Here is a 25,325-nt window from a genome sequence, read left to right as displayed (position 1 = left end):
CCGTTCGCTACAGGACGGAACCCCAAGCCGCAACGCAGATGACCGACCTTACCCTCCTGGGCCTCGAAACCAGCTGCGACGAAACCGCCGCCTCGGTGCTGCGCCGGTCCGCCGACGGCCGCGTGGAGGTTCTCTCCAGCGTCATCGCCAGCCAGATCGCCGCCCATGCCCCCTATGGCGGGGTGGTGCCGGAGATCGCCGCCCGGGCCCACGTGGAGTCCATCGACGCCATAGCCGCCCAGGCCATGAGCGAGGCGGGCGTGACCTATGCCGACCTCTCGGGCGTGGCCGCCACCGCTGGCCCCGGCCTGGTGGGTGGGGTTATGGTGGGGCTGTCCTTCGGCAAGGCCGTGGCCCTGGCCCGCGGCCTGCCCCTGATCGCCGTGAACCACCTGGAGGGCCACGCGGTCTCGGCCCGGCTGGCCGCCGACATTCCGTATCCCTTCCTGTTGTTGCTGGTGTCGGGCGGCCACTGCCAACTCCTCGCTGTCGAAGGCGTCGGGGCCTGCAGGCGCCTGGGCTCCACCATCGACGACGCCGCCGGCGAGGCCTTCGACAAGATCGCCAAGAGCCTGGGCCTGCCCTATCCCGGCGGCCCGGCCCTGGAGAAGCTGGCGGTCGGCGGCGATCCCACCGCCTTCACCCTGCCCCGTGCCCTGCTGGGCCGCGAGGGCTGCGACTTCTCGTTCTCCGGCCTGAAGACCGCCGCCGCGCGCCTGGCCGAGACCGTCACCACCGAAACCCAGCGCAGGGACCTGGCCGCCTGCGTCCAGACCGCCATCGCCCGCCAGCTGTCGGACCGCACCGATCGCGCCATGGCCGCCTACGCCATCGCCCAGGGGAACCGCGACCTGCGCTTCGTGGTGGCCGGCGGGGTGGCCGCCAACAGCGCTGTGCGCGCAAAGCTGATGGAGACCGCCACGGCCAGGGGCTTTTCCTTCGACGCCCCGCCGCTGGCCTACTGCACCGACAACGCCGCCATGATCGCGCTCGCCGGCGCGGAACGCCTGGCCCTGGGGATGACCGATCCCCTGGACGCGCCCGCGAGGCCGCGTTGGCCCCTGGACGCCGCTGCGGCGTTATCCAATCCCACCCACGCATTCGGACGCAAGGGCGCCAAGGCATGAGCATGACAACCGCGGGCGTGATTGGCGGCGGCGCCTGGGGCACCGCGCTGGCCCTGGTCTGCGCCCGCGCCGGCCTGCAGACCACCCTCTGGGCCCGCGAGGCCGAGGTGGTGGACGCCATCCGGACAAAGAATGAGAACAGCCTCTTCCTGCCCGGCGTCGCGTTTGACAGCCCCGTCACCGCCACCGGCGACATGGCCGACCTGGCCGGCTGTGACCTGATCCTCAACGTCACCCCGGCCCAGCATCTGCGGGCCAGCCTCGCGGCCTTCGCGCCCCATGCGCGGACTGGCGTGCCGATCCTGCTCTGCGCCAAGGGGGTGGAGCAGGGGTCGCTGAAGCTGATGACCGAGGTCCTGGCCGAGACGCTGCCGCACGCCTGCCCCGCCGTGCTGTCGGGACCGAGCTTCGCCGGCGAGGTGGCCCGCGGCCTGCCCACCGCCGTGACCCTGGCCTGCCCCGACGAGGACCTGGGTCGCGACCTGGCCGAGGCCATCGCCAGCCCGCTGTTCCGCCCCTACCTGGCCACCGACATGATCGGCGCCGAGATCGGCGGCTCGGTGAAGAACGTGCTGGCCATCGCCTGCGGCGTCGTCGAGGGCCGCGGCCTGGGACGCAGCGCCCATGCGGCCCTGATCACCCGGGGCTTCGCCGAGCTGACCCGCCTGGCCGAGGCGCTTGGAGGCGAGGCGGAGACCGTGGCCGGGCTCTGTGGCCTCGGCGATCTGGTGCTCACCTGCTCAAGCGCCCAGTCGCGCAACAACCGCGTCGGCCTGGCCCTGGGCCAGGGCATGACCCTGCAGGAGGCCCTCGCCAGCCTGGGCGGGGCCGTGGCCGAGGGCGTGGCCTCCGCCCCCGCGGTGCGCGGCCTGGCCGCCAAGCACGGGGTCGAGATCCCGATCTGCGACGCCGTGGCCGCCATCCTGGCGGGCGAGGCCGACATCGACACCGCAATCGCCAGCCTGCTCTCGCGCCCCCTCAAGACCGAATTCTGAAGGAACCGCCCATGGCCCTCTTCGTGCTGATCTGCCTCGACAAGCCCAATTCCCTGGACCTGCGCATGGCCACCCGGCCGGCGCATCTGGCCTATGCCGGGACCTTCAGCAACGTGGTCAAGCTGGGCGGCCCGATCCTGGACGACAAGGGCGACATGGCCGGCTCCCTGATCGTCATGGAAGGCGAGACCGCGGAGGTGGCGCAGGCCTTCAACCGTGACGATCCCTATACCCTGGCCGGTCTGTTCCAGAGCGTGCAGATCCTGCCCTTCCGCGCGACCATCGGGACCCTGTGATCCGGGACGAGCCCGACAATCCGGCCAAACCCCCAGCGGGTGAGCGTCTCTGCGCGCTCGCCGACCTGGCCGATCCCGGCGCCAGGGGGTTCCGGTTCCGCAACGAGCGCGCCCTGTTCGCCGGCTTCCTCGTGCGACAGGGCGACAGCGTGGCCGGCTATGTCGACTCCTGCCCGCACAACGGCTGGCCCCTGGCGGTGATGGACGACCGATACCTGACGCGCGAGGGAGACCGGATCATCTGCGCCGCGCACGGGGCCATGTTCCGCCCCGCCGACGGGCTCTGCGTGGCGGGTCCCTGCGCCGACGAGCACCTGCGCCCTTGGCCGGTGGCGGTGGTGGACGGCGACGTGGTCACCGCCTGACTCTTCCTTAACCCGCCAGGGCTAAGCCTCTTGCTCAGATATTTGAGAGGAGCCTGTCATGGCTGACGCCCTTCGCGCCCTGGCGACCATGAACCACCGGTTCGCCCCGCAGTTCGCCAAGACCATGCTGGCCACGCCGCGCGCCGATGACGACGCCGCCGCCTTCGCCGCCCATTGCAAGGCCATGAACTTCGAGTTCACCGAGGGCTGGGCCGACCAGAACATCCCCTTCGTCTCCCCCCTGCTGCGGGACTTCGCCGCCAAGCGCGGATCGATCCGGTACATGGAGATCGGCGCCTATGAGGGGCGCAACCTGGCCTTCATGGACTGGCTGCTGCCGGCCAAGTTGGACGTCACGGTGATCGACCCCTGGTTCGACGAGGACCTGAACCCGGAAGAAAAGTACCACGCGGTCGAGCCGCGCTTCGCCCGCAACACCGCCAAGCTCAGCTTCTCCAGGCTGACCACCCACAAGGGATTCTCGACCTACGAGCTGCCCAGGATGCTCGAGCGAGGCGAGACCTACGACCTGATCTACATCGACGGGTCGCACACGGCCTGGGCCGTGGGGGTGGACCTGGCCTACTGCGCCGCCCTGCTGAACGTCGGCGGCATGATGGTTCTGGACGACTACTGGCACCACGAGAGCGAGATCGGCGGCCCGGGCGTCAAGCAGGCGGTGGACGTCTTCCACGGAGTCTTCCGACGCTACTTCGACATCACGGCCGTCTACCGCCAAGTGGCCCTGACCAAGATCCTAGAAATCCCGCGCTGATTACTGACGGGCTCTGCTGAGAGCTTGTTCTGGCGTTGGACCCCGGGACTCCGGGGTGCGAGCCGGCTGTTTGGCGCCGGGACCTGTCATAGTTAATGCAAAATAAAAGATTCATGGTAGCGCGCTCCACAAATCGGGGTTATGGCGTTCGTCTTGCAATTGCTGCAGTGCACTGTCCCAGGAGAGAACACGGCCGTGTTGGAACGCTTGCGTCACCTTTTGCAGACCGCCAAAAGCCGTCTGCCGCGACGTGATGCGATCCATCTCGTGAGTGTTGAACTTGCCCTTGTGGCCGCCCTGACCGCCGGTATCGCTGTCGCGGCCGCGCCCGATGGCCGCAATGAACGCCTGGCCCGCCTGACAGGGGGCGAGGTTTCTCCCCAGGCCTTCGCCCGGCTCAAGGCCAGCATGGACCCAGCGATGCTGACCCTGGCCAGCCGCGTCGAGCCCCGCATGGGCGGTCTGATGACGCCCGCGGGCGATGTGATCAACCCCGACGCCGCCGCCCTGCCCGAAGGCGCGGCTGCGGACGCCGCCGTCATCCGCCTGCAGGATCTCGACGCCGACCAGGCCCGCGCCTGGAACCTGGCCAACCCGACTTCGGTCCTGCCCAACCCGGCGGCGCGTCCCTTCAAGCTGAAGACCGGCGGCATGCTGGACGAGGCCCGCGCCATCGATTGCCTGACCGCGGCCATCTATTACGAAGCCGCCTGGGAAAGCGTCGAAGGCCAGCGCGCCGTGGCCCAGGTCGTGCTGAACCGCATGCGCCACCCGGCCTACCCCAAGACGGTCTGCGGCGTGGTGTTCCAGGGCTCCAACCGCACCACCGGTTGCCAATTCAGCTTCACCTGCGACGGGGCGATGAACCGTCAGCCGCAGGAAGCCGGCTGGCTGCGCGCCCGCAGCGTCGCCTCGGCCGCCCTGAACGGCTATGTGATGAAGCAGGTCGGCACCGCCACCCACTATCACGCCAACTATGTCGCCGCGTACTGGAGCCCGAGCCTGGTCAAGGTCGGCACCATCGGCGCCCACATCTTCTATCGCTGGACCGGCGGCTCGGGCCTGCCCCCCGCCTTCTCCGGCAAGTATCTCGGCACCGAAGCCGAGGGGATGCAGATCGCCGCCCTCGACAAGTACGCCACCACGCCGAAGATCGAGGCCTCCCTGGCCAACGACAACCTGCAGGAAGCCCTGCCGGTGGAGGAGGCCGTCCTGACCAAGGCCCCCAAGGGCGCTGACGGCAGGACACCCGCCAGCCAGTCCGAGATCGTCAAGCAGGAGCCTCTGGTCACCGTGGCCGACGCCGCCAAGGACGCCGGCGCCCTGCTGAAGGCCGAAGACCTCGACTGGACCGGCCAGCCCAAGAAAAAGGGCCCGCCGCGCCTGGCCATGCCCGGATCGACGTTCTAACCCCTAACGTCACGCAGCAACGGGTCAGCCCGGCGCGATTTCCGCCGAGAAGGCGTTGACGTCCTCGATCAGGCCGGCCGCGGCCGTCGCCACCAGTTCAGCGCCCTTTTCCGGCGTGGCCAGGGCGGGATCCGACCCCATCCGACCGTCGGGATAGCGGGCGCGGAAATCGAGCGCCTCGCGGATCGGACCGGTGGGCGCGATCTGCGGCGTGTAGGCGGCGGTCTTGATGGCGTCGGGATAGGCCCACTGGGTCACCGCGATCTCCGAGGGCGTCGCGTGGCTGCCGTGGCCCACCGGAAACTGGCGGTTGGCCAGGGCCAGAACGCCTCGCAGCTCCCACCAGTTCTTCAGCTTCATCGAGAAGCCGCGCGGCCGGCCGGCGAAGCTCGCCTCCGCATAGAGTTCAGAAAAGGCGGCCTCGATGGTGGCGACATTGCCGCCGTGCCCGTTGAGGAAATAGATCTTCTCGAAGCCGTGGTGGCCCAGCGAGCGGCACCAGTCGCCGATGGCGGCGATGAAGGTCGAGGGCCGCAGGGAAATGGTGCCCGGGAAGCCCAGGTGATGCTGCGCCATGCCGATGTTGAAGGTCGGCCCCACCAGAATGTCGCCGGTCTTCTGGGCCTCGTTGGCGATGATCTCCGGGCACAGCCAGTCGGTGCCCAGCAGGCCCGTCGGCCCGTGCTGCTCGTTGGAGCCGATCGGAATCACCACCGTCCTGGAGCGGGTGAGGAAGGCTTCGATCTCGGGCCAGGTGGAGAGGTGCAGCAGCATGGAGCGGTCCTAGCGGGAAGAAGGGCGGCCTTCCCACATAGTCAGTTCCCCCTCGGACCGTAAGCGGCTGCGGCGTCAGCGCCTGCGCCTGCGCAGGATCATCGGCAGCCCGCCCCGTGGGCGCATGGTGATCTTCTGCAGGATCTCCACCTCATGGCCCGGCCTCAGGGCCAGGCTGTAGCCTTGGGCCAAGGTCGCCAGGATCAGCAGGGTCTCGGTGACGGCCAGCTGGGCGCCGATACAGACCTTGGGCCCGCCGCCGAAGGGCATATAGGCGAAACGCGGCCGCTCGACGCCTGGGGCGAAGCGCTCGGGATCGAACCGTCCAGGGTCGTCCCACAGGGCCTCGTGCCGGTGTTGGATCCAGGGGGCCACGGCGATCATCGCGCCCTTGGGGATCTTCACCCCGCAGATCTCGTCGGCCTCCAGGGCCATCCGGGTGGAGAGGCCGGGCGCGGCCGGATAGACCCGCAGCGCCTCGTCCACCACCATCCTTGCATAGGGCAGCTGGGCCAGGTCCTCGTGCCCGGGGGTGCGGCCCCCCAGCACCTGATCGAGCTCGACGTGCAGGCGCGCCTCCACCTGCGGGTGCTGCGAGAGCAGGTACCAGAGCCAGCACATGGTGGCCGCGGTGGTCTCGTGCCCGGCCAGGAAGATGGTCACCACCTGGTCGCGGATCTCCTTCGGGCTCATGCCCTCCCCGGTCTCCCCGTCGCGGGCGGCGATCAGCCGGGCCAACAGATCCTGGGGCCCGCCCTCGGCATCGGCCTGGCGCTCGGCGATCATCCGGGCGATGGCGCCGTCCATTTCGGCGAAGATCGCCTCGATCCGCCGCTCACGGGCCTTGAAGCGGTGCTCGCCGATCACTGGCAGGATATCGAGGATGTTGAAGTCCAGTTGCTCCATGGCCTTCTCCATGGTCCCGCGCACCACGCCCGCCACGTCGGCGCCGTCGGTGGAGAACATGGTCCTGGCGATGATCTGCAGGGTCAGGTCGGTCATGGCCTCGGCCACGTCGATCTCGGCGCCCTCCGGCGCCTGGTCCCAGCGCTGGCGGAAGGCTTCGGCGCAGGCGGCCATGGCCGGGGCGTAGGAGGCCACGCTCGGGGGCGAGAAGGAGGGCGCCATCGTTCGTCGATGGGCGCGCCACATGTCCCCGTCGGTGGACAGCAGCCCGTCGCCGAACATGGCCGAGAAGAATCGCCGCTCGCGCTCGGTCTTCGGATAGTTGGCGACATGATCCAGCAGGATCCGCTTCACCCCCGCCGGATCGCTGACCACGTAAAAGCGCTGGCCGCCCGGGGTGGGGACCTTGAGCACCGGCGCTTGATAGGCCTGGGGCGGGATGGTGGGGAAGGGGTGCTTTCGCAGGGCCTTGCCCAGGCCAAACAGCGGCATGCGGCGTGGCGGCGGATCAGACCCCACCAGCTTCGGCGACATCTCTACGGCGGTCATGGCGCCCCTCCCAGGCTCACTTAACGTCGTTAAACTGAGCCTAGGCCCTCGAAGGAGATTTACAACGTTAAATGAATGACAGAACTACGCGCATGGTCTCCCGCGTCCCGTCCAAGGCCCGCCCGCAGCTCAGTCCCGACCTGGTGGTGGCCGCCGCCGCCCAGGTCCTCGAGCGCGAGGGTTTCGAGGGCCTCACCATGCGGGCGGTGGCCGCGCAGCTGCAGGTCCAGGCGCCGGCCCTCTACTGGCACTTCCCCAACAAGGACGCCCTGCAGGTGGCGCTCTATGATCACCTGATGGCCGATCTGGTCTTCGAACTTCAGGGGCGCGACTGGCGCAAGGACATCTTCGACATGGCCCAGCAGTTGCGCCGCCACCTCCTGGCGCGACGTGACGTGGCCCTGCTGCTGCCGCATGGCTTCTTCGTGGGCCCCAACATCATGGGCCATGCCGAGAAGATCCTGGCGATCCTGATTCGGGCGGGTCTGGCGCCCAAGGACGCGGGCTACGCCATGAGCACCGGCTTCTCCTACGTTATCACCTGGGTGATCGGCGAGGCCGACCTGGTCGCACGCCGCGCCACCGGCCACGACGGCAATGACGAGCTGGCCCAGGCGATGGTGGCCACCGGCGCCTACCCTCACTTCGCCCAGGTCATCGGAAGCTTCGAGGCGGGCGGCGATGTCGACGGACAGTTCGCCTTCGGCATGAACTGCCTGATCGCCGGCTTTGCGCAGCTGATCCCGGAACGCTGATTTCTGGTGCAGCCTGTTGCGCCCGGCGGGCGCCCTCCGCATAACTCGCAGCCAAGTATTGATGGGAGTTAAGAACGGTGAGCGAGGGCGAAGTTTTCCCGGTTCCCGCGGCCTGGGCCAAGCGGGCCAAGATGAACGCGCAGGCCTATGAGGCCGCTGTTCAACGCGTCGAGACCGACCCCGACGGCTACTGGACCCAGGTCGCCAGCCGCCTGGACTGGATCAAGCCCTTCACCCAGGTCAAGGACACCTCCTTCCACAAGCACCCGTTCCACATCCGCTGGTACGCGGACGGCGTGCTCAATGTCTCGGTCAACTGCCTGGACCGCCATCTGGCGGAGCGCGGCGACCAGGTGGCGATCATCTGGGAGAGCGACGAGGGCGAGCCCTGGGACAACCTCACCTACCGCCAACTGCACGCCGAAACCTGCCGCATGGCCAATGTGCTGAAGGCCAAGGGCGTCCAGAAGGGTGACCGGGTCACCATCTACCTGCCGATGATCCCCCAGGCCGCCGTGGCCATGCTGGCCTGCGCCCGGATCGGCGCGGTCCACTCGGTGATCTTCGGCGGCTTCTCCCCCGACTCGATCGCCGGCCGCATCCAGGACTGCGACTCCAGGATCGTCATCACCGCCGACGAGGGCCTGCGCGGCGGCAAGATCGTGCCCCTGAAGCGCAATGTCGATGAGGCCCTGGAGCAGTGCCCCGGCGTCACCGATGTGATCGTCGTGCGGCGCACGCGGGCCGACGTGCCCATGAAGGACGGCCGCGACGCCTTCTATTCGGACCTCAAGCAGAGCGTCTCCGACACCTGCGAGCCCGAGCCGATGAACGCCGAGGATCCGCTGTTCATCCTCTACACCTCCGGCTCGACGGGTAAGCCAAAGGGTGTGCTGCACACCACCGGCGGCTACCTGGTGTGGGCGGCCCACACCCACGAACTGGTCTTCGACTACAAGCCCGGTGAGGTCTTCTGGTGCACCGCCGATGTCGGCTGGGTCACCGGCCACTCCTATGTGGTCTACGGGCCCCTGGCCAATGCGGCGACCTCGGTGATGTTCGAGGGCGTGCCCAACTACCCCACCAATTCCCGCTTCTGGGAGGTGATCGACAAGCACAAGGTCAACACCTTCTACACCGCTCCCACCGCCATCCGCGCCCTGATGCGCGACGGCGACGCCCCGGTCCTGAAGACCTCGCGCAAGTCCCTGCGCCTGCTGGGCACCGTGGGCGAGCCGATCAATCCTGAAGCCTGGCTCTGGTACCACCGGGTGGTGGGCGACGGCCGCTGCCCCATCGTCGACACCTATTGGCAGACCGAGACCGGCGCCTGCCTGGCCTCGCCGCTGCCCGGCGCGACGCCGCTGAAGCCCGGCTCCTGCGCCAAGCCCCTACCGGGGATCAAGTTCGAGCTGGTGGACGCCGAGGGCCAGACCCTGCACGGGGCCACCAGCGGCAACCTGGTGATCACCGACAGTTGGCCGGGCCAGATGCGCACCGTCTATGGCGACCATCAGCGCTTCTTCGACACCTATTTCTCCACCTATGCCGGGAAATATTTCACCGGCGACGGCTGCCGCCGCGACGAGGACGGCTACTACTGGATCACCGGCCGGGTGGACGACGTGATCAATGTCTCCGGTCACCGCCTGGGCACCGCCGAGATCGAGAGCGCCCTGGTGAGCAACGAGAACGTGGCCGAGGCCGCCGTCGTCGGTTTCCCCCACGATATCAAGGGCCAGGGGGTCTACTGCTTCGTCACCCTGAAGGCCGACGTCACCCCCACCGACATCCTGCAGGCCGAGCTCAAGGGCTGGGTGCGCCGGGAGATCGGGCCCTTCGCAGCGCCCGATGTGGTGCAGTTCGCGCCGGGCCTGCCCAAGACCCGTTCGGGGAAGATCATGCGCCGGATCCTGCGCAAGATCGCCGAGAACGATCTCTCGAACCTGGGGGACACCTCCACCCTGGCCGATCCCTCGGTGGTGGACGACCTGGTGAAGAACCGCATCGGCAGCTAGGTGAGCCCCGACCTGCCCGCGGCCCTGCGCCTGGCCGCCGACCGCCTGCTGGACGGCGTGGCCCGAAAGGGCCTGGCCGAGAGGACTGCGAAGATCTCCAGCGGCTATCGCGGCGGGGCCACCTCGCGCGCGGTGGTCACCGACGAGGCCGATGCGGTCGCCTATGTGCTGTCGCGCCTGCCCGCCACCTATGCGGCTGACGCCTTCGTCTTCGCCGAACTCGAGAGAATGGCGCCCGACTTCGCCCCCCGACGGCTGCTGGACGCCGGCGCCGGCCCGGGCGGGGCCAGCTGGGCGGCGCTGGAGACCTGGCCCGCGATCCAGGCCGCCACCCTGCTGGATTCCAGCCGCCCCTTCCTCGACATGGCCGCCAAGCTGGCGAGCGAGGCCGGGCCCACCCTGCGAAACGCGAACTTTTTACGCGGCGACCTGACCGCGCCCTCAACCGATTGGCCCCAGGCCGACCTGGTGACCGCCAGCTACGCCCTGGCCGAAATCGCCCCGGCGCGCCAGGCCGAGACCGTGCAAGCCCTCTGGGCCGCCACCGACGGCGCGCTGGCCCTGATCGAACCCGGCACGCCGGACGGCTACCGGCGGATCCTGGCCGCCCGGGAGACGCTGATCGCGGCGGGGGCCGAGCTTTTGGCCCCCTGCCCCCATGCCCTGGCCTGTCCCCTGATCCCACCGGACTGGTGTCATTTCGTCCAGCGCCTGCCCCGGTCGCGCGACCATCGCCTGGCCAAGGGCGCTGACCTGCCCTTCGAGGATGAGAAGTTCAGCTATCTGGTGGCGGTCCGATCCGCTGTTCCCACCCTGGCCCGCACCGCCCGCGTCCTGGCCCCGCCGCGCGTGGCCAAGCCGGCGATCACCTTCAAGCTCTGCACGCCGGCCGGAACCGCCGAGCTGACCGACGTTCCACGCCGCGACAAGGCCGCCTACGCCTGGGCCCGCCGGCTCGACTGGGGCGACGCCCTTCCCTAGAGCGCGCCAGGGTGAGAGAACAGGCGCAGCCGCCCACCGTATTTCCGGGCCGCGATAAAGATTTCTCTCTTTCAAATTCCAAATGGGAGGGCGCCATGCCCGTCAGCCGCGAAGTCCACCTCATCGAGCGCCCCAAGGCGATGCCCACCGTCGATCAGTTCCAGATCGTCGAGACCCATGTGCCCGACGCCGCCGACGGCGAGGTGCTGGTGCAGAACCTCTACATGTCGGTGGACCCGGCCATGCGGCCGCGCCTGACCGCCGGCCAGGATCTGGGCGTGGCCATGATGGGCGGCGCTCTGGGCCGCGTGGTCCAGTCCAAGAACAGTGACTACGCCGTCGGCGACCTGGTCTCCAACCGCCTGGGCTTCCGCGAGTACTTCACCTCCGACGGCAAGGGCCTCACCAAGCTGACGCCGGACCCGGACCTGTCGCTCACCACCCACATGCACGCCCTGGGCATGACCGGCTTCACGGCCTATGGCGGCATCCTGCACATCGGGGCGCTGAAGGACGGCGAGCAGGTCTTCGTCTCCACCGCCGGCGGGGCTGTGGGCTCCATCGCCGCCCAGATCGCCAAGATCAAGAACTGCTACGTCGTCGGCTCCACCGGCTCGGCCGAGAAGGCCGCCTGGTTGAAGGACGAGGTCGGGCTCGACGCGGTGATCAACTACAAGGACGCCCCGATCCGCGGCCAGCTCGAGGCCGCCACCCCCAAGGGCATCGACGTCTATTTCGACAATGTCGGCGGCGATCACCTGGAGGCCGCCCTGCGCCGCATGAACACGCTCGGCCGGATTCCGGTCTGCGGTTTCATCTCCGGCTACAATTCTGGCCACTCCAATGTCTCGAACCTGTCCAACATCATCTATTCGCGGGTGATGCTGCGGGGCTTCGTGGGCACGGACTTCATGCACATGTATGGCGACTTCCAGCGCGACATGGCCGGCTGGCTGAAGGACGGCCGCGTGAAGTACCAGGAGACCGTCCTGGAGGGCATCAACAACGCGCCCAAGGCCCTGATCGGCCTCATGGAAGGCCTCAACGCCGGCAAGATGCTGGTGAAGCTGGCCGACTAGGCCGTCTTCGGAAAGGTCGCCACCGCGGCGGCCTTCTCCGCCTTCATCGCCTCGCCCTTGGCCTCAAGGCCACGGCGCAGGGCGGCGAAGTGGGGGACAATGAAGTCGATGAAGGCGTGCATCCGGGGCGTGTCCTTCAACTCGGGCCCGGGTGACCACCCATGCGCTGTACCGCAGCTCAGGGACCGGCGGGGCGCACTGGATCAGATCGGGCTCAAGGTCGGCCAGAAGGCAGCCCACAGGGGCGATCCCCAGGCCCGCCTTCACTGCGATATTGAGGTTGGTCACGGAGTTGGACGTATGGGCCGGCTCCACGCCAGGAACCGGGTCAAGCATCCCCTTCATGCCCGGAAGGGGCAAGGAAGCGCCATCACCACCGATCAGGTCATAGTTTCGCAGGTCCTCCACACGACAGGCGATCCGGGATGACGGCTTTCAATGACAATCCCGTAAGCTTCCCTCGCGCGTCGCGGATGCTAGGTTCTCGAGCCAACCCAGCCCCTTCGAGACGCGTCCATGTTCCGCACCTTCGCCTGCGCCGCCGCCCTCAGTCTGGGGATCGCCACGGCGGCTCCCGCCTTCGCCGCCGACCAGGTTCCGCCCATCGCCTACAAGGAGCGGGCGCTGGCCAATGGGATGAAGGTCTATTCGTCCATCGACCGGACGACCCCCAATGTGACGGTGCAGGTCTGGTACGGGGTGGGGTCGAAGGACGACCCTCAGGGCCGCTCGGGCTTCGCCCACCTGTTCGAACACATGATGTTCAAAGCCACCAAGGACCTTCCGTCCGAGAGCATCGACCGCTTCACCGAGGACGTGGGTGGGATCAACAACGCCTCGACCTATGACGACTTCACCAACTACTACGAGGTGGTGCCGGCCAATCACCTGGAGCGCCTGCTCTGGGTGGAGAGCCAGCGGCTGGGGTCCCTCGTCGTCGACGAGGCCACCTTCAAGTCCGAGCGGGACGTGGTGAAGGAGGAACTGCGTCAGCGGGTGCTGGCCAGTCCCTATGGCCGGCTGTTCGCCCTCTACCTCCCCCAGGCCAGCTACACGACCCACCCCTACAAGCGCCCGGGCATCGGCTCCATCGAGGAACTGGACGCCGCCACCATCGACGACGTGCGGGCCTTCCATGCCGCCTATTACCGGCCCGACAACGCGGCCCTGATCGTGGTGGGCAATTTCGACCAGAAGGCCTTTGACGCCTGGGTCGACAAATATATGGGCCCGCTCAGGCCGCCGGCCGAACCGCTGAAGCGGGTCACCGCCGTGGAGCCGGCGCGTACCGGCCCCGGCGTCTTCACCGGCTATGGCCCCAATGTCCCCCTGCCGGCGGTGGCCATCACCTGGCTGGGCCCGAAGGCGGCTGACCCGGACGCCTCGGCGCTCAAGGTGCTGGACGCCATCCTCTCCTCGGGCAAGTCGGCCCGCCTTTATGACGCCCTGGTCTACGACCAGCAGATCGCCGCCCAGGTGCTGTCCAGCGCCGACCTGCCGGAACAGCCGGGCATGTTCGCGGTGGGGTCGATCATGGCCTCCGGCCACACAATCGAGGAGGGCGAGAAGGCCCTGCTGGCGGAGGTCAAGCGCCTGCGCGACGCCCCGCCCACCGCCGCCGAGCTGTCGGAGGCCAAGAACGAGCTGGTGGCGGGCAAGCTGCGGGAACGCGAGACCATCGACGGCCGCGCCTTCGCCCTGGGCTACGCTTTGCGCACCGAAGGCGACGCGGCCCAGGCCAACAAGGAACTGGCCGAACTGCAGGCGGTGACCGCCGCCGACGTCCAGCGGGTGGCCGCCAAGTACCTGCCCGACGATCGCCGCATGACCATCCGATACCTGGCCGAGAGCGACCGCCCCAAGGGTGAGACCGCCACGGTGGCCGCCGCGCCCGTCGTCGCCTCCGTGAAGTACACCGGCCCGATCACGGAACTGGCGCCGGAGGGTCAGCGCGTCGCCCCACCGCCCCTCGCCACCCCCGTGAGCCCGGTCCTGCCCAAGCCGGCCGAGAAGACCCTGGCCAACGGCCTGCGGGTGATCGTCGCCCAGTCCACCACCCTGCCCCTGGTCACCGCCGACCTCACCGTGAAGACCGGCGCCTGGGCCGACCCGGACGGCCTGGCCGGCGTCGCCGGCATGACCGCCGGCATGCTCGCCGAGGGCACCAAGACCCGCAGCGCCCCGGAGATCGCCCAGCAGACCGAGGCGCTGGGGGCGACCCTGGCCTCCGGCGGCGGTCAGGAGAGCAGCTCCGTCACCCTCAATGTCATGCCCGGCAACCTGGACGCCGCCATGGCGATCATGGCCGACGTGGCCAAGAACCCGGCCTTCGCCGCCGAGGAACTGGAGCGCCAGCGCGCCCAGACCCTGGACGGCCTGTCGGTGGCCTATCAGGAGCCCGGCCAGCTGGCGTCCTTCGCCGCAGGCCCCACGGTGTTCGCCGGCACCGCCTTTGGTCATGTGGCCGGCGGCACCCCGGCCTCGGTGGCCAGGTTCGCCACCGGCGACCTGGTGAAGCTGCACGCGGCCTACTACCGGCCCGACAACGCCATCCTGGTGCTGACCGGCAAGATCACCCCGGCCCAGGGCTTCGCCCTGGCGGAGAAGACCTTCGGCGACTGGAAGAAGCCCGCCACCCCGACCCCGGCCGCCCCCACCATCACGCCCTCGGCCAAGCCCCGCGCTATCGTCATCGACCTGCCCGGCACCGGCCAGGCGGCGGTGAGCGTGCTGAAGCCCGGCATCGCCCGCGATGACCCGGCCTACTATCCGGGCATCGTCGCCAACACCGTGCTGGGGGGCGGTTATTCGGCCCGCCTGAACCAGGAGATCCGCATCAAGCGCGGCCTGTCTTACGGCGCCAGCTCGTCCCTGACCCCGCGCCGCACCACCGGCCTGTTCCGCGCCGCGGCCCAGACCAAGAATGAGTCCGCGCCCCAGGTGCTGGACCTGATCCTGGCGGAGATGAAGGGCCTGACCGCCACCCCGCCGGGCGCGGAGGAGCTGAAGGCCCGCAAGTCGGTGCTGATCGGAGGCTTCGGCCGCGAGCTTGAGACCACCGAAGGCCTGGCCGACATCCTGGGCAACCTCGCCCTCTACGGCGTGCCGCTGAGCGAGATGAACGCCTATACGGGCAAGGTGGAGGCGGTGACCGGGGCCCAGGTGCAGGACTTCGCGGCCGCCAGGCTCGATCCGGCCGCCGTCAGCGTCATCGTGGCCGGCGACGCCAAGAGCTTCACCGAAGGCCTCAAGGCCCGCCGCTCCGACCTGGAAGTGATCCCGGCGGCCGATCTCGATCTGGACAGTCCCACCCTGAGGAAAGCTGCTAAAGCCCCCTGATGGGATTTGAATTCGACGCCCTGTCGCTGTTTGGCCTCGCCGCCGTCTGCGCCAGCCTGTTCTGCTACATCATGGAGAGGCGAAGCCCCTGGTGGACCCTGGGCTTCGCCTTCGCCAACTTCGCGGCCTCGTCCTACGCCTTCCTGCAGGGCGCCTGGCCCTTCGGACTGATCGAGATTTTCTGGGGCCTCGCGGCCCTGTGGCGCTGGTGGGACACGCGGACCGCCTGAAGGGCTAGTGGCGGAAGACCCGCACGCCGGTGAAGACCATGGCCAGGCCACGTTCGTCGGCGGCGTCGATGACCTTCTGGTCGCCGATGGAGCCGCCCGGCTGGATCACCGCGGTGCAGCCGGCGTCGGCGGCCTGGATCAGGCCATCGGGGAAGGGGAAGAAGGCCTCCGAGGCGCAGGCCGAACCCTTGAGGTCCAGGCCGAAATCGGCGGCCCGGAGCGCCGCGATGCGGGCTGAGTCCTTGCGGTTCATCTGTCCGGCGCCAACACCAAGGGTCTGGCCCGCGCGGGCATAGACGATGGCGTTGGACTTCACGTGCTTGGCGATGGTGAAGGCGAACAACATGTCGCGCACCTCCTCCTGCGTGGGCGCGCGCTTGGTGACGACCTTGAGGTCGGCCGCCGTCAGGCGGGCGTCGTCGCGGCTCTGCACCAGGAAGCCGCCCGACACCGACTTGAAGGTGGTCCCGGCCGCCAGGGGATCGGGCAGGCCGCCGGTGGTCAGCAGGCGCACGTTCTTCTTCTTGGCGAACAGGGCCACGGCGTCGGGGTCGGCGTCCGGCGCGATCACCACCTCGGTGAGCAGCTTGAGGATCTCGGTGGCGGTGGCGGCGTCCAGCTTCTGGTTCAGGGCGATTATGCCGCCAAACGCGCTGGTGGGGTCGCAGGCCAGGGCCCGCTCATAGGCCTCAACCATGGACTTGCCCGTGGCGACGCCGCAGGGATTGGCGTGCTTGATGATGGCGCAGGCGGGGCCGTTCGCGGGGTCGAACTCGGCGATCAGCTCGAAGGCGGCGTCGGTGTCGTTGATGTTGTTGTAGCTAAGCTCCTTGCCCTGGAGCTGTTTGGCCGTCGCCACGCCGCGGCGGGGGTCGGCGAAGCGGTAGAAGCTGGCCGACTGGTGGGGGTTCTCGCCATAGCGCATGGTCTGGACCAACTCGCCGCCGATGGCCCGGCGCTTGGGCGCGGCGTCGCCGAGGGCCTGGGCGAACCAGGTGGAGATGGCGGCGTCATAGGTGGCCGTGCGGGCATAGGCCCGGGCGGCGAGCGACTTGCGCAGCTCCAGGCTGGTGGTCCCGGTGGCCTGCAGTTCAGCCAGCACCTCTTCCAGGTCGGCGATCTCGGTGCAGACGCAGACATAGCCGTGGTTCTTGGCCGCCGAGCGGATCATGGCCGGGCCGCCAATGTCGATGTTCTCAACGCAAGTTTCGAAGTCGCCGCCCGCCGCCACCGTCTGCTCGAAGGGGTAGAGGTTCACATAGACCAGATCGATACCGCCGATGCCGTGATCGGCCATGGCCTTGGCGTGGTCGGGCGCGTCGCGAACGCTGAGCAGGCCGCCGTGGACCACGGGGTGCAGGGTCTTGACCCGGCCGTCCATCATCTCCGGGAAGTTGGTGAGCTCGGCGATATCCTTCACCGCCAGGCCGGCGCCGGCGATGGTCGCCCGGGTGCCGCCGGTGGAGACCAGTTCGACCCCCAGCTCGGCGAGGACCTTGGCGGCCTCGATCAGGCCGGTCTTGTCGGAGACGGAGATCAGGGCGCGCTTGATAGGGGCGCGGTCGGCGGGTTTGGGGAAGTCGGGGGCTGCAGGCACGGCAAATCCTTCATCGTTTGAGGAGTTGCCCAGGCGAGCGGCATATGGACCCTGCGCTCCCCGGTGGTCTCCCACCTCAGTTTCGCCAGTCACGCAGGTCGCGCTGCCTGTAGGCCCGGGAGCCCATTTCGTCAATGCGGCGGGGGCCAGGCCTCGGCCGCGGCGAGCTTCCACCGCACCCGGGCGCCGGCGTCCAGGCGGGCGGCGCCGCGCAGGACGATCTGGTGGGTCCGCTTGGGCAGGCCCTCCTGGAAATAGACCGAGGTTTCGACAGCGACCTCCTGGGCGTCGTTGCGCAGCCACCAGCCGGTCTCGTCGCCCTCGGCGCGCAGCAGCACGCTCTTGCCGTCCCGAGCCAGGCTGGCGCGAACGTCGGGGTGGACGTGGAAGCGGACCATGAAGGGGACGAAGCGTCGGGCTTCCGGATCGCCTGTGGCCTCGGACACCGGTGTCAGCCGATCCTCGCCCCGCAGTTCGTCGGCGGCCAGGTCCAGGAACAGGCGGCGCTCGTGGCGAAGGCCAAAGCGCGGAACCCAGCCCTCATGCGACATCTCCAGCCACAGGGCCTCGGCGGTCTCGTGGCGCTGGGCGGCGACGGCGTCATAGGCGTCGATCAGGCGGGGTCCCAGGGCGTTGGCCCGGAAGCCGCGTAAAGGTTCGCCGCAGGCGGCGTCCCCCACCCCGACGGTGGAGCTGGCGTCGGCCAGCCGCAGGGCCTGGGGACCGTTGGCCTCCGGGGACCAGGCGCAGGCCACGATCAGGCGGCGGCCGGCCGCCAGCACCTCGATGGCGAGCGGCTGGGCGCAGGCGCCCACGCTCCAGGCCCCCTCCGCCGGCGGGGCGCAGTCGGCCAGGATCTGCAGGCTGCGAGCCTCCAGCCGCTGGTAACCGTTGCGGGCCACCGGCGCGCGCTGGGTCTGCTCCTCGCTGGCGCGGGCCGCGGCGACGTACTGGCGGCTCCCGGCCTCGCCACCCTGCAGATCGGGCAGGCAGCCGTCGGCCAGGGTGAAGAACCGCACCGCCCCGGTCAGACGGTCCATGGCGCGCATCATCTCGTCTGGCGCGGCGATGCCCCGCTGCACCAGGGCCTCATCGAGGGCCTGGAGATCCAGCAATAGCTCCAGGGCCGCCCGGGCGCTGCGCGAGGCGTGACCGCCGTCAGGCTGGACGGTGACGGCCAGGGCGCGCTCCAGCCCAACCAGGCCCCGATCGATAAGTTTTTCACCGGCTTCCCCCGACAGCACCGTCCCGGCCAGGGTGGCGGCCACCGCGCGCTCGGCGGCGCGCACCGGACCGTCATTGATGTCGAGCAGATGCCGGGCTTGGCGGGCGAGATCCAGGGTGATCAGGGCGATCTCGGCGTCCGAGGCCCGGGCGCAGAGGGTGGTGGCGGCGCATGCCAGGTTGAAGGTCCGGCGCTCCAGGACCTCCGGGCCCCACGAGAAGCCGTTCCAACGCCCGAAGACCCGGCTCCAGTCCAGGGTGAGGCGCAGGCCCTCCGCCGCGCCCGCCTCCCCTGTCGCGAGCAGGTCCGGCATCCAGTCGAAGCGGTGCAGAACCGCCGCGAACCGCCGCGTGGGGCTGGGGCGGTCCCAGGGATCACCCCGGGTCCCGGTCTCCAGGGTCGCGCCGCCGAACACGAAGCGGCCGTCCAGGATGCGGCGGCCGGCCTCCGGGTTCACCGGGCGCGGATTGCGCGGGCTGGCGGCGAGGCCCTCCGGGCGCGGCCTGGCCAGCATCCAGCGGTGCAGGGGATTGCCCGCCCACTCCCGGCGGGCCTGGCGCTGCAGGGCCTGGGCGAGGGCGAGGAGGAAGACCCGGCCGGGCAGGCGCGACAGAGCCGGAAGGCCGCCCGCCATGGTCTGGCCCTACCCGCCCTTCAGGGCGGCGATATTGGCGGCGTAGGCCGATGGGCCGCCCTTGAACACCGCGGTCCCGGCCACCAGGGCCGTGGCGCCCGCCGCCATGCACAGGGGCGCGGTCTCAGTCGTGACGCCGCCGTCGACCTCCAGATGGATGTCGCGGCCCGTGGCGTCGATCATCTCCCGCAGCTTGGCGATCTTGGCCAATTGGGAGTGCATGAACTTCTGGCCGCCGAAACCGGGGTTGATGGACATCACCAGGATCAGGTCGATCTCGTCCATCATCCACTCGATCACCGAGGGGGAGGTGGAGGGGTTGAAGACCACGCCGGCCTTGCAGCCCAGCTCGCGGATGCGCTTGAGCGTGCGATTCAGGTGATGGCCGCTCTCGGGATGGACGCTGATGATGTCGGCGCCGGCTTCGGCGAAAGCCTCCAGGTAGTTGTCCACCGGAGCGATCATCAGGTGCACGTCGAAGGGGATCGAGACGTGGGGCTTCAACGCCTTCACGATGTCGGGGCCCAGCGTGATGTTGGGCACGAAGTGGCCGTCCATCACGTCGATATGCAGCCAGTCGGCGCCCGCCGCCTCCACCGCGCGGCATTCCTCCCCCAGCTTGGCGAAGTCGGACGCCAGGATGGACGGGGCGATGATCGGGGTGCGCGCGGTCATGGTCCCGACTTAACGGGGCCCGATGGCCGGGACAAGGCAGACCTTACGGTCGCCTTGCGTAGCGGGCGATGAAGAAGCCGTCGGTTCCACCGGTGAGGTGGTGTGGCAGGATCCTGAGCGTCCCGTCGGGCCGCAGACTGGCCTCCGGCGCCCCGCCTTCGCCGGGCGTCATGGGCGCCAGGGCGAAGTCCGGATTGCGGGCCAGGAAGCCGGCCGTCTGGGCCTCACCCTCCTCCGGCTCCAGGGAGCAGACGCAATAGACCAGGCGGCCGCCGGGCTTCACGCGCCGGGCCGCTGAATCCAGCAGCCGGGACTGGACCCCGGCCAGGGCCGCGACATCCCCGGGCTTGGCGGCCCAGAGAACATCGGGGTTGCGGCGATAGGTGCCCGTCGCGCTGCAGGGCGCGTCCAGCAGGACGGCGTCGAAGCTGCGCGTATCGGGCCAGCTTCCGGCGTCGTCGGTGGCGGTCTCGGCGGTCAGCCCCATGCGGGCGAGGTTCTCGGCGACCCGGACCAGGCGGGCGGCCGAACGGTCAAGCGCGACCACGGACGCGCCCGTGGCGGCCAGCTGCAGAGTCTTGCCGCCGGGGGCGGCGCAGAGGTCGAGCACGGTCTCGCCAGCCTTCACCGCGAGGAGCCGCGCCGGCACGGCGGCGCTGGCGTCCTGCACCCACCAGACGCCGTCGGCGAATCCGGGCCAGGTGGAAATCTCGCCGCGCAGGGCCGAGCGCAAGGTTCCGCCGGGCAGTTCTTCGGCCTCCAGAGCCACGGCCAGGTCCGGCGACGGCGCCTTGAGGGACAGGTCGGTTGCCGGCTCGGCGGCGATCAGGGTGGCCATGGCCCGGGCGGCGGGCTCGCCGAAGGCGGCCGACCAGCGGCTGAACAGCCAGGGCGGGGCCAGCAACTCCGGATCGGTCATGTCCGGCGGCTCGCGGGTCAGGCTCCGGAGGATGGCGTTGACGACGCCCTTGAAGGCGCGGCCATCCTTGAGCTCGGCCACCAGGTCGACGCTGGTTCCGACGGCGGCGAAGGCCGGCGTGCCCAGGACGAAGGCCTGGGCCGCGCCGAGACGCAGGATGTTGCGCACCACCTCCGGCGGCTCGCGGGAGATGCGGCCGTCCAGGGCCCGGTCGATGGGGCCGAGATGGCGCAGGGTCGCCAGCACCAGGGCGCGGGCGAAGCCCCGGTCGCGGGGCTCCAGGTTGCGGAAGGCCGGCGTGGCGGCCGCCTCGTCGAAGCCCGAGCGGCGGTTGAGGGCCGCGGTGAGCAGGTCGAGGGCGGCGCGCCGCGCAGGCAGGCCGGCGGCGTCGGAGGCTGAAAGATCGGTCACGCGGGCGGCGTGCCCGCAAATCGGCCCCTAGGCAAGCCCCGACGCGCGTGGCGCCCTAGACCCGGGTGGGCTTGCCGCCGACGGTGAGGACGGCGACGCCGAAGATCACCATGCCCAGGACCAGCAGGATTTCCCCCGCGGCCATGATCGGAACGACACTGGTGTTCCCCTGCAGCAGCAAGGCCAGCAGCGGCAGGCTGATCAGGTTTCCCAGGTTGGAGACTCCGAAATTGGTCCAGGCTAAGCGGGTCGGCGTCTGGCGGCCGGCCAGGCCGTAGAAGGCCCCCATAAGGGCCAGCGTCGCCCAGCCCAGCAGGTTGATGTGGGCGTGGACGGGCGACAGGCTGTGGTCCCCCGACGTCCCCATGAAGATGCCCAGGCACATGCCGATGAGGGCGTAGAGGACGGCGGCGGCGAAGAAGGCGACGGAAATCTTGGACATGAAACACTCCCCCGAATGTTGCGCGCCCGACGGGGACAACCCGCCAAACGCCGATATGCCTCCCTAAAATGGGTTGTCCGCCATGGCAACGCTTGCGCCGAACTGGCGCTGGGGACCGCGCAGGCGTAAAATCGCGGCATGGAAGACACCGGTCCCCCCAACGCCGCCCCCGGCAAGCCCCTGACGCCCGCCGCCCGCCGCGCCCTGGAAGAAGCCGCCAGCCGCCATGCCGCCGAGCAGGAGGCGCAACTGGCCGCCGAGAATGGCGGTCCCGCCGGCCTCGAGCCCACGCGGTTCGGCGATTGGGAGCGCAAGGGCATCGCCGTCGATTTCTGACGGTCCGGCCTGTTAACCCTTCGCGCGGCGGCTTTCGCGCCTGAGGGGTGAGGTGTCGCCGCAACCGCTTATGCCGCCTAGGTTTCCGTCGAAGCCGTGTGGCGGAGAGCGTGATGTCCTGGTTAATGCGGACGATGTTGGGCCTGGCCCTGGCCTTCACCGCCAGCGCGGCCATGGCCGGTTGTCCTGGCCCCTGTGGTCAAGGCCGCGGCTACGACGACCGCCAGAGCAGCGGCGGCTACAGCCTGCGCACCTATGGCGACGTTGCTCAGCACTACGGATATCCCAGCTGCGGCGGCGGATGCGGCGCCCGGACCGGCGGCGGCTACGAGGCTTACGGCTATGACGAGCGCTACGACGACCGGGGTCCGCCCCCCTGTCGGGCGCAGCGTTGCGGCGAGTGCCGCCAGTGCGGCGAACTGATCCTGAGCGACGCCTTCAGCTATGACTACGGTGTCGGCCCCTATCCCGAGGGCGGGTATGGCGGCGGCGGCGGTGGCGGCTATGTGGCCGGCGGCGGGTTCGCGGGAGCCGGCGCGGGCGCGAGCGCCCGCGCGCGGGCCCCAGCCTCGGCCAGCTCCAGCAGCCATGTCAGCATCAATATCGGCCGCGGTGGCGGTGGCCATAAGGGCGGCGGCGGATGCAAGACCTGCGGCGGCGGCGGCCACAAGGGCGGCGGGCACAAGTAGGCGCTAGACCCCCGCCATCTCGGCGGCGACGCGCATCGCGGCCTCGCGGGGATCGTTGGCCGCGGTGATGGGCCGGCCGACCACCAGATGCGAGGCGCCGGCCTTCAGGGCGTCGGCCGGGGTGGCCGCGCGGGCCTGGTCATTCTTCGCTGACCAGTCGGGGCGAACGCCCGGCGTCACCACCAGGAAGTCCTTGCCGCCGATGGCGCGCGCCAGGGCCGCCTCGTGCGGGCTGGCCACCACGCCGTCGCAGCCGGCGGCCACCGCCTGATGGATGCGGCGCTCCACCAGGGACCGCGCCGTCTCGGAGAAGCCCATCTCGATGAGGTCGGCGTCCGACAGGCTGGTGAGCACCGTCACGGCCAGGACCTTGAGGCTGGAGCGGCCCTTGCCGCGCACGGCGGCCTCCATCACCTGGGGTTCGCCGTGGACGGTGAGAAAATCGCAGCCGGAGTCGGCCAGGACCGCCGTGGACCGCTGCACGGTGGTGCCGATGTCGTGCAGCTTCCAGTCCAGGAACACCTGCTTGCCCGCCGCCTTCAGGTCACGCGCCAGGTCCATGCCGCCGCCCGTGGCGAACAGTTCCAGCCCCACCTTGTAGAAACTTACCGTGTCGGACAGGGCGCTCACGATGGCGCGGGCCTCGGCCACGGTGGGCAGGTCCAGGGGGATGATCAGGCGGGGATCGGCTTTGACCAGGGTCTCGGACATGGCTTAGCTCCGGGCAGGCGCAGGGGACCTCTCACGGAGGTCGGCGCGGGAAACGAATTGGGCTAAGACGCTGCAATGAGCCCGGCAGACTTCGCGGTCAACTTCTTCGTCGCCCTTTTCGCCCTGATCGATCCGATCGGCACGGTGCCGCTGTTCGCCGCGGCCACGGTGGGGGTGAAGAGCAAGGATGCGCGGCTGATCGCGGTCTATATCGCCTTCTTCATCCTGTTCTTCCTGACCTTCTTCTACTTCTCGGGCCTGTCCCTGCTGGCCTTCTTCGGCATCTCCCTGCCGGCCTTCCGCATGGCCGGCGGGATCATCCTGTTCCTGCTGGGCCTGGACATGGTGCGCGGCCACATGGCCACCGGCATCGACCCGGAGGACGAGGCCAACATCGGCGAAGGCCGCGCCCACGCCCGCAAGCGCTTCGAGCGCATGATCGTGCCCTTCGCCATGCCCCTGCTGATCGGGCCAGGCGCCATCTCGACGGTGATCATCTACGCCAGCGAGGCCAAACGCTTCGGTCTGGCCGGCGCCGCCGTCGGTGTGGGGGTCATCGCGGCCACGGCGCTCTCCACCATGCTGGCCTTCTGGGCGAGCCCGCTGATCACCCGGATGCTGGGCAAGATCGGCCTGACCATCGTGGTGCGGGTGCTGGGGCTGATCCTCTGCGCGCTGGCGGTTCAGTTCGTGATGATCGGGATCGCCGACTCGACCCACGACGTCATCCTGCGCAAGGCCGCGGCCCCCTACGCCCACTAGATGTTGCGGAAGCGCGGCCCCTGGGCGGCCATCAGGGCCAGGGCCCATTCGTCGGGAATCAGCTTCACCAGGCCGGCGATCGCCTTGTTCGGAGCCCCCGGAACAGTGACGGCGCGGTTGGCCTCCGCCGCCTCATAGCCCGCGGCGGCCACCTCGTCGGCGCCCAGCCACAGCCAGGACGGGGTGGAGGCGCTGATCTTTTCCCGCGTGCCATTGGCGTCGTGGAATTCGGAATAGGTGAAACCGGGGCACAGGGCGCTGACGTGCACCCCCGTGGCCAGGTTCTCCAGGTGCAGGCTCTGGGAGAACTTCACCAGGTAGCTCTTGGTGGCGCCGTAGAGGGTGTGGCCGGCCGAGCCGGGGATCAGGCCCGCGAGCGAGGCCACGTTGACGATGCGCCCGAACCGGCGGTCCACCATGCCCGGCAACACCCGGTGCGCCAGCTCGCTGGGCGCCGTCAGCATCACCTGCAGGACCGCGGCCTGCTGCTCCCAGGTGGTGTCGGCATAGGTCCCGGGCTGGCCGTAGCCGGCGTTGTTGACCAGCGCGTCCACCACCCGGCCGTGGGCGGTGAGATGGTCCAGGATGGCGCCGGGCGCGGCGGGATCGGCCAGGTCGGCGGCGACCGTGAGGGTCTCGACACCATGGCGCAGGCCGATGTCCTCGGCCAAGCGGTCCAGCCGCTCAGCGCGCCGCGCGGTGAGCGCCACGTCATAGCCGTGGCTGGCGTAGATCCGGGCGAAGGCCGCCCCGATCCCGGCCGAGGCCCCGGTGATCAGCGCCAGTTTGCGGTCCATGGAAACCTCTTCGTCCCGCGATCTAGGCCAGATCGGCGATCTCGTCATCGGTCAGATCGCCCGGCACGATGGTCACCGGGACCTTGCGCGCGCCCCACTTGACGCCCTCCTTGGCGATCGAGGCCACCAGGGGACCGGGGCCCCGGCCCTCCACGGCGGCCGCCAGGACCAGGATCTTGATGTCGGCGTCCTCGCTGATCACCCGGCGCAGGGCCGCGCGGGTGTTGTCGGCGTGCTCGATGATGAACTCAGGCGCCATGCCGGTCTCGGCGATGACGAACTCGGCCATCTTCTGCAGGATGGCCTCAGCCTCCTCGCGGGCCTGGCGCTCGATCTCTTCGCGCACGCCCGACCAGTGCTCGAAGACAGCCGGTTCGATCACCCGCAGCAGGGCGACGTGGCCACCGGTGGAACGGGCGCGGCGGCAGGCGAACTTCAGCGCGACACGGAACTCCGCGCTGTCGTCAGCGATCACCAGGAACTTGCGTTGGCTCATGGACCGACGGTGGCTTGCTCCCGGGCGGGATG

General features: G+C 69.6%; 26 protein-coding genes and 1 riboswitch. Of the genes, 15 read left to right on the top strand and 11 right to left on the bottom strand.

The annotated features are described in order from the left end of the window. The first annotated feature begins 38 nt into the window (after nucleotides 1-38). The 6 genes from tsaD to OCL97_RS12200 all read left to right on the top strand — a co-directional run bounded on the left by tsaD (nucleotide 39) and on the right by OCL97_RS12200 (nucleotide 4,968). Complete coding sequence (tsaD, locus tag OCL97_RS12225) at nucleotides 39-1,127, top strand: tRNA (adenosine(37)-N6)-threonylcarbamoyltransferase complex transferase subunit TsaD (protein WP_377370298.1); 1,089 nt, start codon at nucleotides 39-41, stop codon at nucleotides 1,125-1,127. Beyond that, nucleotides 1,124-2,122, top strand: a complete 999-nt coding sequence (locus OCL97_RS12220; protein ID WP_377370297.1) for an NAD(P)H-dependent glycerol-3-phosphate dehydrogenase — start codon at nucleotides 1,124-1,126, stop codon at nucleotides 2,120-2,122. The genes tsaD and OCL97_RS12220 overlap by 4 nt, the downstream gene beginning before the upstream one ends. An 11-nt stretch (nucleotides 2,123-2,133) precedes the next feature. Further along, the gene (locus OCL97_RS12215; protein WP_304780702.1) at nucleotides 2,134-2,418 is read left to right on the top strand and encodes a YciI family protein; all 285 of its coding nucleotides are present in this window, start codon (nucleotides 2,134-2,136) and stop codon (nucleotides 2,416-2,418) included. After that, complete coding sequence (locus tag OCL97_RS12210; protein ID WP_377370296.1) at nucleotides 2,415-2,783, top strand: Rieske (2Fe-2S) protein; 369 nt, start codon at nucleotides 2,415-2,417, stop codon at nucleotides 2,781-2,783. The genes OCL97_RS12215 and OCL97_RS12210 overlap by 4 nt, the downstream gene beginning before the upstream one ends. 58 nt (nucleotides 2,784-2,841) lie before the next feature. Then, nucleotides 2,842-3,558 (top strand): class I SAM-dependent methyltransferase, encoded by a 717-nt coding sequence (locus tag OCL97_RS12205; RefSeq protein ID WP_377370295.1) that lies wholly within the window; start codon nucleotides 2,842-2,844, stop codon nucleotides 3,556-3,558. 267 nt (nucleotides 3,559-3,825) lie between these two features. Then, entirely contained in the window at nucleotides 3,826-4,968 is a 1,143-nt protein-coding gene (locus tag OCL97_RS12200; protein ID WP_377370294.1) for a cell wall hydrolase, read from the top strand. 24 nt (nucleotides 4,969-4,992) lie between these two features. Here the strand turns inward: OCL97_RS12200 and OCL97_RS12195 are convergent, their stop codons facing one another. Both OCL97_RS12195 and OCL97_RS12190 read right to left on the bottom strand, forming a co-directional pair. Beyond that, a complete protein-coding gene (locus OCL97_RS12195) occupies nucleotides 4,993-5,742 on the bottom strand; it encodes a creatininase family protein (RefSeq protein ID WP_304780693.1) in 750 nt (249 codons plus the stop codon). 75 nt (nucleotides 5,743-5,817) lie between these two features. Then, nucleotides 5,818-7,197: a cytochrome P450 gene (locus tag OCL97_RS12190; protein ID WP_377370293.1), complete on the bottom strand. Its 1,380-nt coding sequence runs from the start codon at nucleotides 7,195-7,197 to the stop codon at nucleotides 5,818-5,820. A 92-nt stretch (nucleotides 7,198-7,289) separates the two neighbouring features. Between OCL97_RS12190 and OCL97_RS12185 the strand changes: the two genes are divergently transcribed. The 4 genes from OCL97_RS12185 (at nucleotide 7,290) to OCL97_RS12170 (ending at nucleotide 12,030) form a co-directional block, all read left to right on the top strand. Then, a complete protein-coding gene (locus tag OCL97_RS12185; protein ID WP_377370292.1) occupies nucleotides 7,290-7,952 on the top strand; it encodes a TetR/AcrR family transcriptional regulator in 663 nt (220 codons plus the stop codon). Between the two features lie 77 nt (nucleotides 7,953-8,029). Beyond that, the gene (gene acs, locus OCL97_RS12180) at nucleotides 8,030-9,970 is read left to right on the top strand and encodes an acetate--CoA ligase (protein WP_377370291.1); all 1,941 of its coding nucleotides are present in this window, start codon (nucleotides 8,030-8,032) and stop codon (nucleotides 9,968-9,970) included. Then, entirely contained in the window at nucleotides 9,971-10,951 is a 981-nt protein-coding gene (locus tag OCL97_RS12175) for a small ribosomal subunit Rsm22 family protein (protein ID WP_377370290.1), read from the top strand. It begins immediately after the preceding gene. 95 nt (nucleotides 10,952-11,046) lie between these two features. Then, a complete protein-coding gene (locus OCL97_RS12170) occupies nucleotides 11,047-12,030 on the top strand; it encodes an NADP-dependent oxidoreductase (RefSeq protein ID WP_377370289.1) in 984 nt (327 codons plus the stop codon). On the opposite strand, the gene OCL97_RS12165 is transcribed toward OCL97_RS12170, so the two are convergent. Continuing rightward, nucleotides 12,027-12,152, bottom strand: coding sequence for a hypothetical protein (locus tag OCL97_RS12165; RefSeq protein ID WP_377370288.1), 126 nt, complete (start codon nucleotides 12,150-12,152; stop codon nucleotides 12,027-12,029). The two genes, OCL97_RS12170 and OCL97_RS12165, sit on opposite strands and share 4 nt — an antisense overlap. Nucleotides 12,153-12,546: 394 nt before the next feature. On the opposite strand from OCL97_RS12165, the gene OCL97_RS12160 reads away from it, so the two are divergent. Together OCL97_RS12160 and OCL97_RS12155 are read left to right on the top strand one after the other, a co-directional pair. Then, nucleotides 12,547-15,369 (top strand): M16 family metallopeptidase, encoded by a 2,823-nt coding sequence (locus tag OCL97_RS12160; protein WP_377370287.1) that lies wholly within the window; start codon nucleotides 12,547-12,549, stop codon nucleotides 15,367-15,369. After that, complete coding sequence (locus tag OCL97_RS12155) at nucleotides 15,369-15,599, top strand: hypothetical protein (RefSeq protein WP_377370286.1); 231 nt, start codon at nucleotides 15,369-15,371, stop codon at nucleotides 15,597-15,599. Before OCL97_RS12160 ends, OCL97_RS12155 begins: the two co-directional genes overlap by 1 nt. 4 nt (nucleotides 15,600-15,603) lie before the next feature. Here the strand turns inward: OCL97_RS12155 and purH are convergent, their stop codons facing one another. The 5 genes from purH to OCL97_RS12130 all read right to left on the bottom strand — a co-directional run bounded on the left by purH (nucleotide 15,604) and on the right by OCL97_RS12130 (nucleotide 21,502). Then, nucleotides 15,604-17,196 (bottom strand): bifunctional phosphoribosylaminoimidazolecarboxamide formyltransferase/IMP cyclohydrolase, encoded by a 1,593-nt coding sequence (gene purH / locus OCL97_RS12150; protein WP_377370285.1) that lies wholly within the window; start codon nucleotides 17,194-17,196, stop codon nucleotides 15,604-15,606. A gap of 20 nt (nucleotides 17,197-17,216) precedes the next feature. Then, a riboswitch (ZMP/ZTP riboswitch) is annotated at nucleotides 17,217-17,299 on the bottom strand. Nucleotides 17,300-17,327: 28 nt separating this feature from the next. After that, complete coding sequence (locus OCL97_RS12145) at nucleotides 17,328-19,055, bottom strand: heparinase II/III family protein (protein WP_377370284.1); 1,728 nt, start codon at nucleotides 19,053-19,055, stop codon at nucleotides 17,328-17,330. A 9-nt stretch (nucleotides 19,056-19,064) separates the two neighbouring features. Then, entirely contained in the window at nucleotides 19,065-19,730 is a 666-nt protein-coding gene (rpe, locus tag OCL97_RS12140; RefSeq protein ID WP_304780659.1) for a ribulose-phosphate 3-epimerase, read from the bottom strand. A gap of 43 nt (nucleotides 19,731-19,773) precedes the next feature. Beyond that, nucleotides 19,774-21,060, bottom strand: coding sequence for an RsmB/NOP family class I SAM-dependent RNA methyltransferase (locus tag OCL97_RS12135; protein WP_377370283.1), 1,287 nt, complete (start codon nucleotides 21,058-21,060; stop codon nucleotides 19,774-19,776). Nucleotides 21,061-21,115: 55 nt separating this feature from the next. Further along, nucleotides 21,116-21,502, bottom strand: a complete 387-nt coding sequence (locus OCL97_RS12130; protein WP_377370282.1) for a hypothetical protein — start codon at nucleotides 21,500-21,502, stop codon at nucleotides 21,116-21,118. 138 nt (nucleotides 21,503-21,640) lie between these two features. Between OCL97_RS12130 and OCL97_RS12125 the strand changes: the two genes are divergently transcribed. Both OCL97_RS12125 and OCL97_RS12120 read left to right on the top strand, forming a co-directional pair. Beyond that, a complete protein-coding gene (locus OCL97_RS12125; RefSeq protein WP_377370281.1) occupies nucleotides 21,641-21,838 on the top strand; it encodes a DUF1674 domain-containing protein in 198 nt (65 codons plus the stop codon). 113 nt (nucleotides 21,839-21,951) lie between these two features. Further along, the gene (locus tag OCL97_RS12120; RefSeq protein ID WP_377370280.1) at nucleotides 21,952-22,527 is read left to right on the top strand and encodes a hypothetical protein; all 576 of its coding nucleotides are present in this window, start codon (nucleotides 21,952-21,954) and stop codon (nucleotides 22,525-22,527) included. Nucleotides 22,528-22,530: 3 nt separating this feature from the next. On the opposite strand, the gene pyrF is transcribed toward OCL97_RS12120, so the two are convergent. Next, nucleotides 22,531-23,238 carry an orotidine-5'-phosphate decarboxylase gene (pyrF, locus tag OCL97_RS12115; protein WP_377370279.1) on the bottom strand — a complete coding sequence of 236 codons (708 nt, stop codon included), beginning with the start codon at nucleotides 23,236-23,238 and terminating at the stop codon, nucleotides 22,531-22,533. Between the two features lie 75 nt (nucleotides 23,239-23,313). Here pyrF and OCL97_RS12110 point away from each other — a divergent pair, with 75 nt between their 5' ends. After that, entirely contained in the window at nucleotides 23,314-24,000 is a 687-nt protein-coding gene (locus tag OCL97_RS12110; RefSeq protein WP_305338267.1) for a MarC family protein, read from the top strand. Here the strand turns inward: OCL97_RS12110 and OCL97_RS12105 are convergent. Beyond that, entirely contained in the window at nucleotides 23,997-24,797 is an 801-nt protein-coding gene (locus OCL97_RS12105; protein ID WP_377370278.1) for an SDR family NAD(P)-dependent oxidoreductase, read from the bottom strand. The genes OCL97_RS12110 and OCL97_RS12105 overlap by 4 nt on opposite strands. A gap of 22 nt (nucleotides 24,798-24,819) precedes the next feature. Next, nucleotides 24,820-25,293 carry a universal stress protein gene (locus tag OCL97_RS12100; RefSeq protein ID WP_377370277.1) on the bottom strand — a complete coding sequence of 158 codons (474 nt, stop codon included), beginning with the start codon at nucleotides 25,291-25,293 and terminating at the stop codon, nucleotides 24,820-24,822. Between the last annotated feature and the right edge of the window lie 32 nt (nucleotides 25,294-25,325).

The sequence above is a fragment of the Phenylobacterium ferrooxidans genome (assembly GCF_042714595.1).
GTDB classification, from domain to species: domain Bacteria; phylum Pseudomonadota; class Alphaproteobacteria; order Caulobacterales; family Caulobacteraceae; genus Phenylobacterium; species Phenylobacterium ferrooxidans.
Note: the sequence above shows the minus strand (reverse complement) of the source record. Positions and strands in the feature narration are given on the sequence as shown.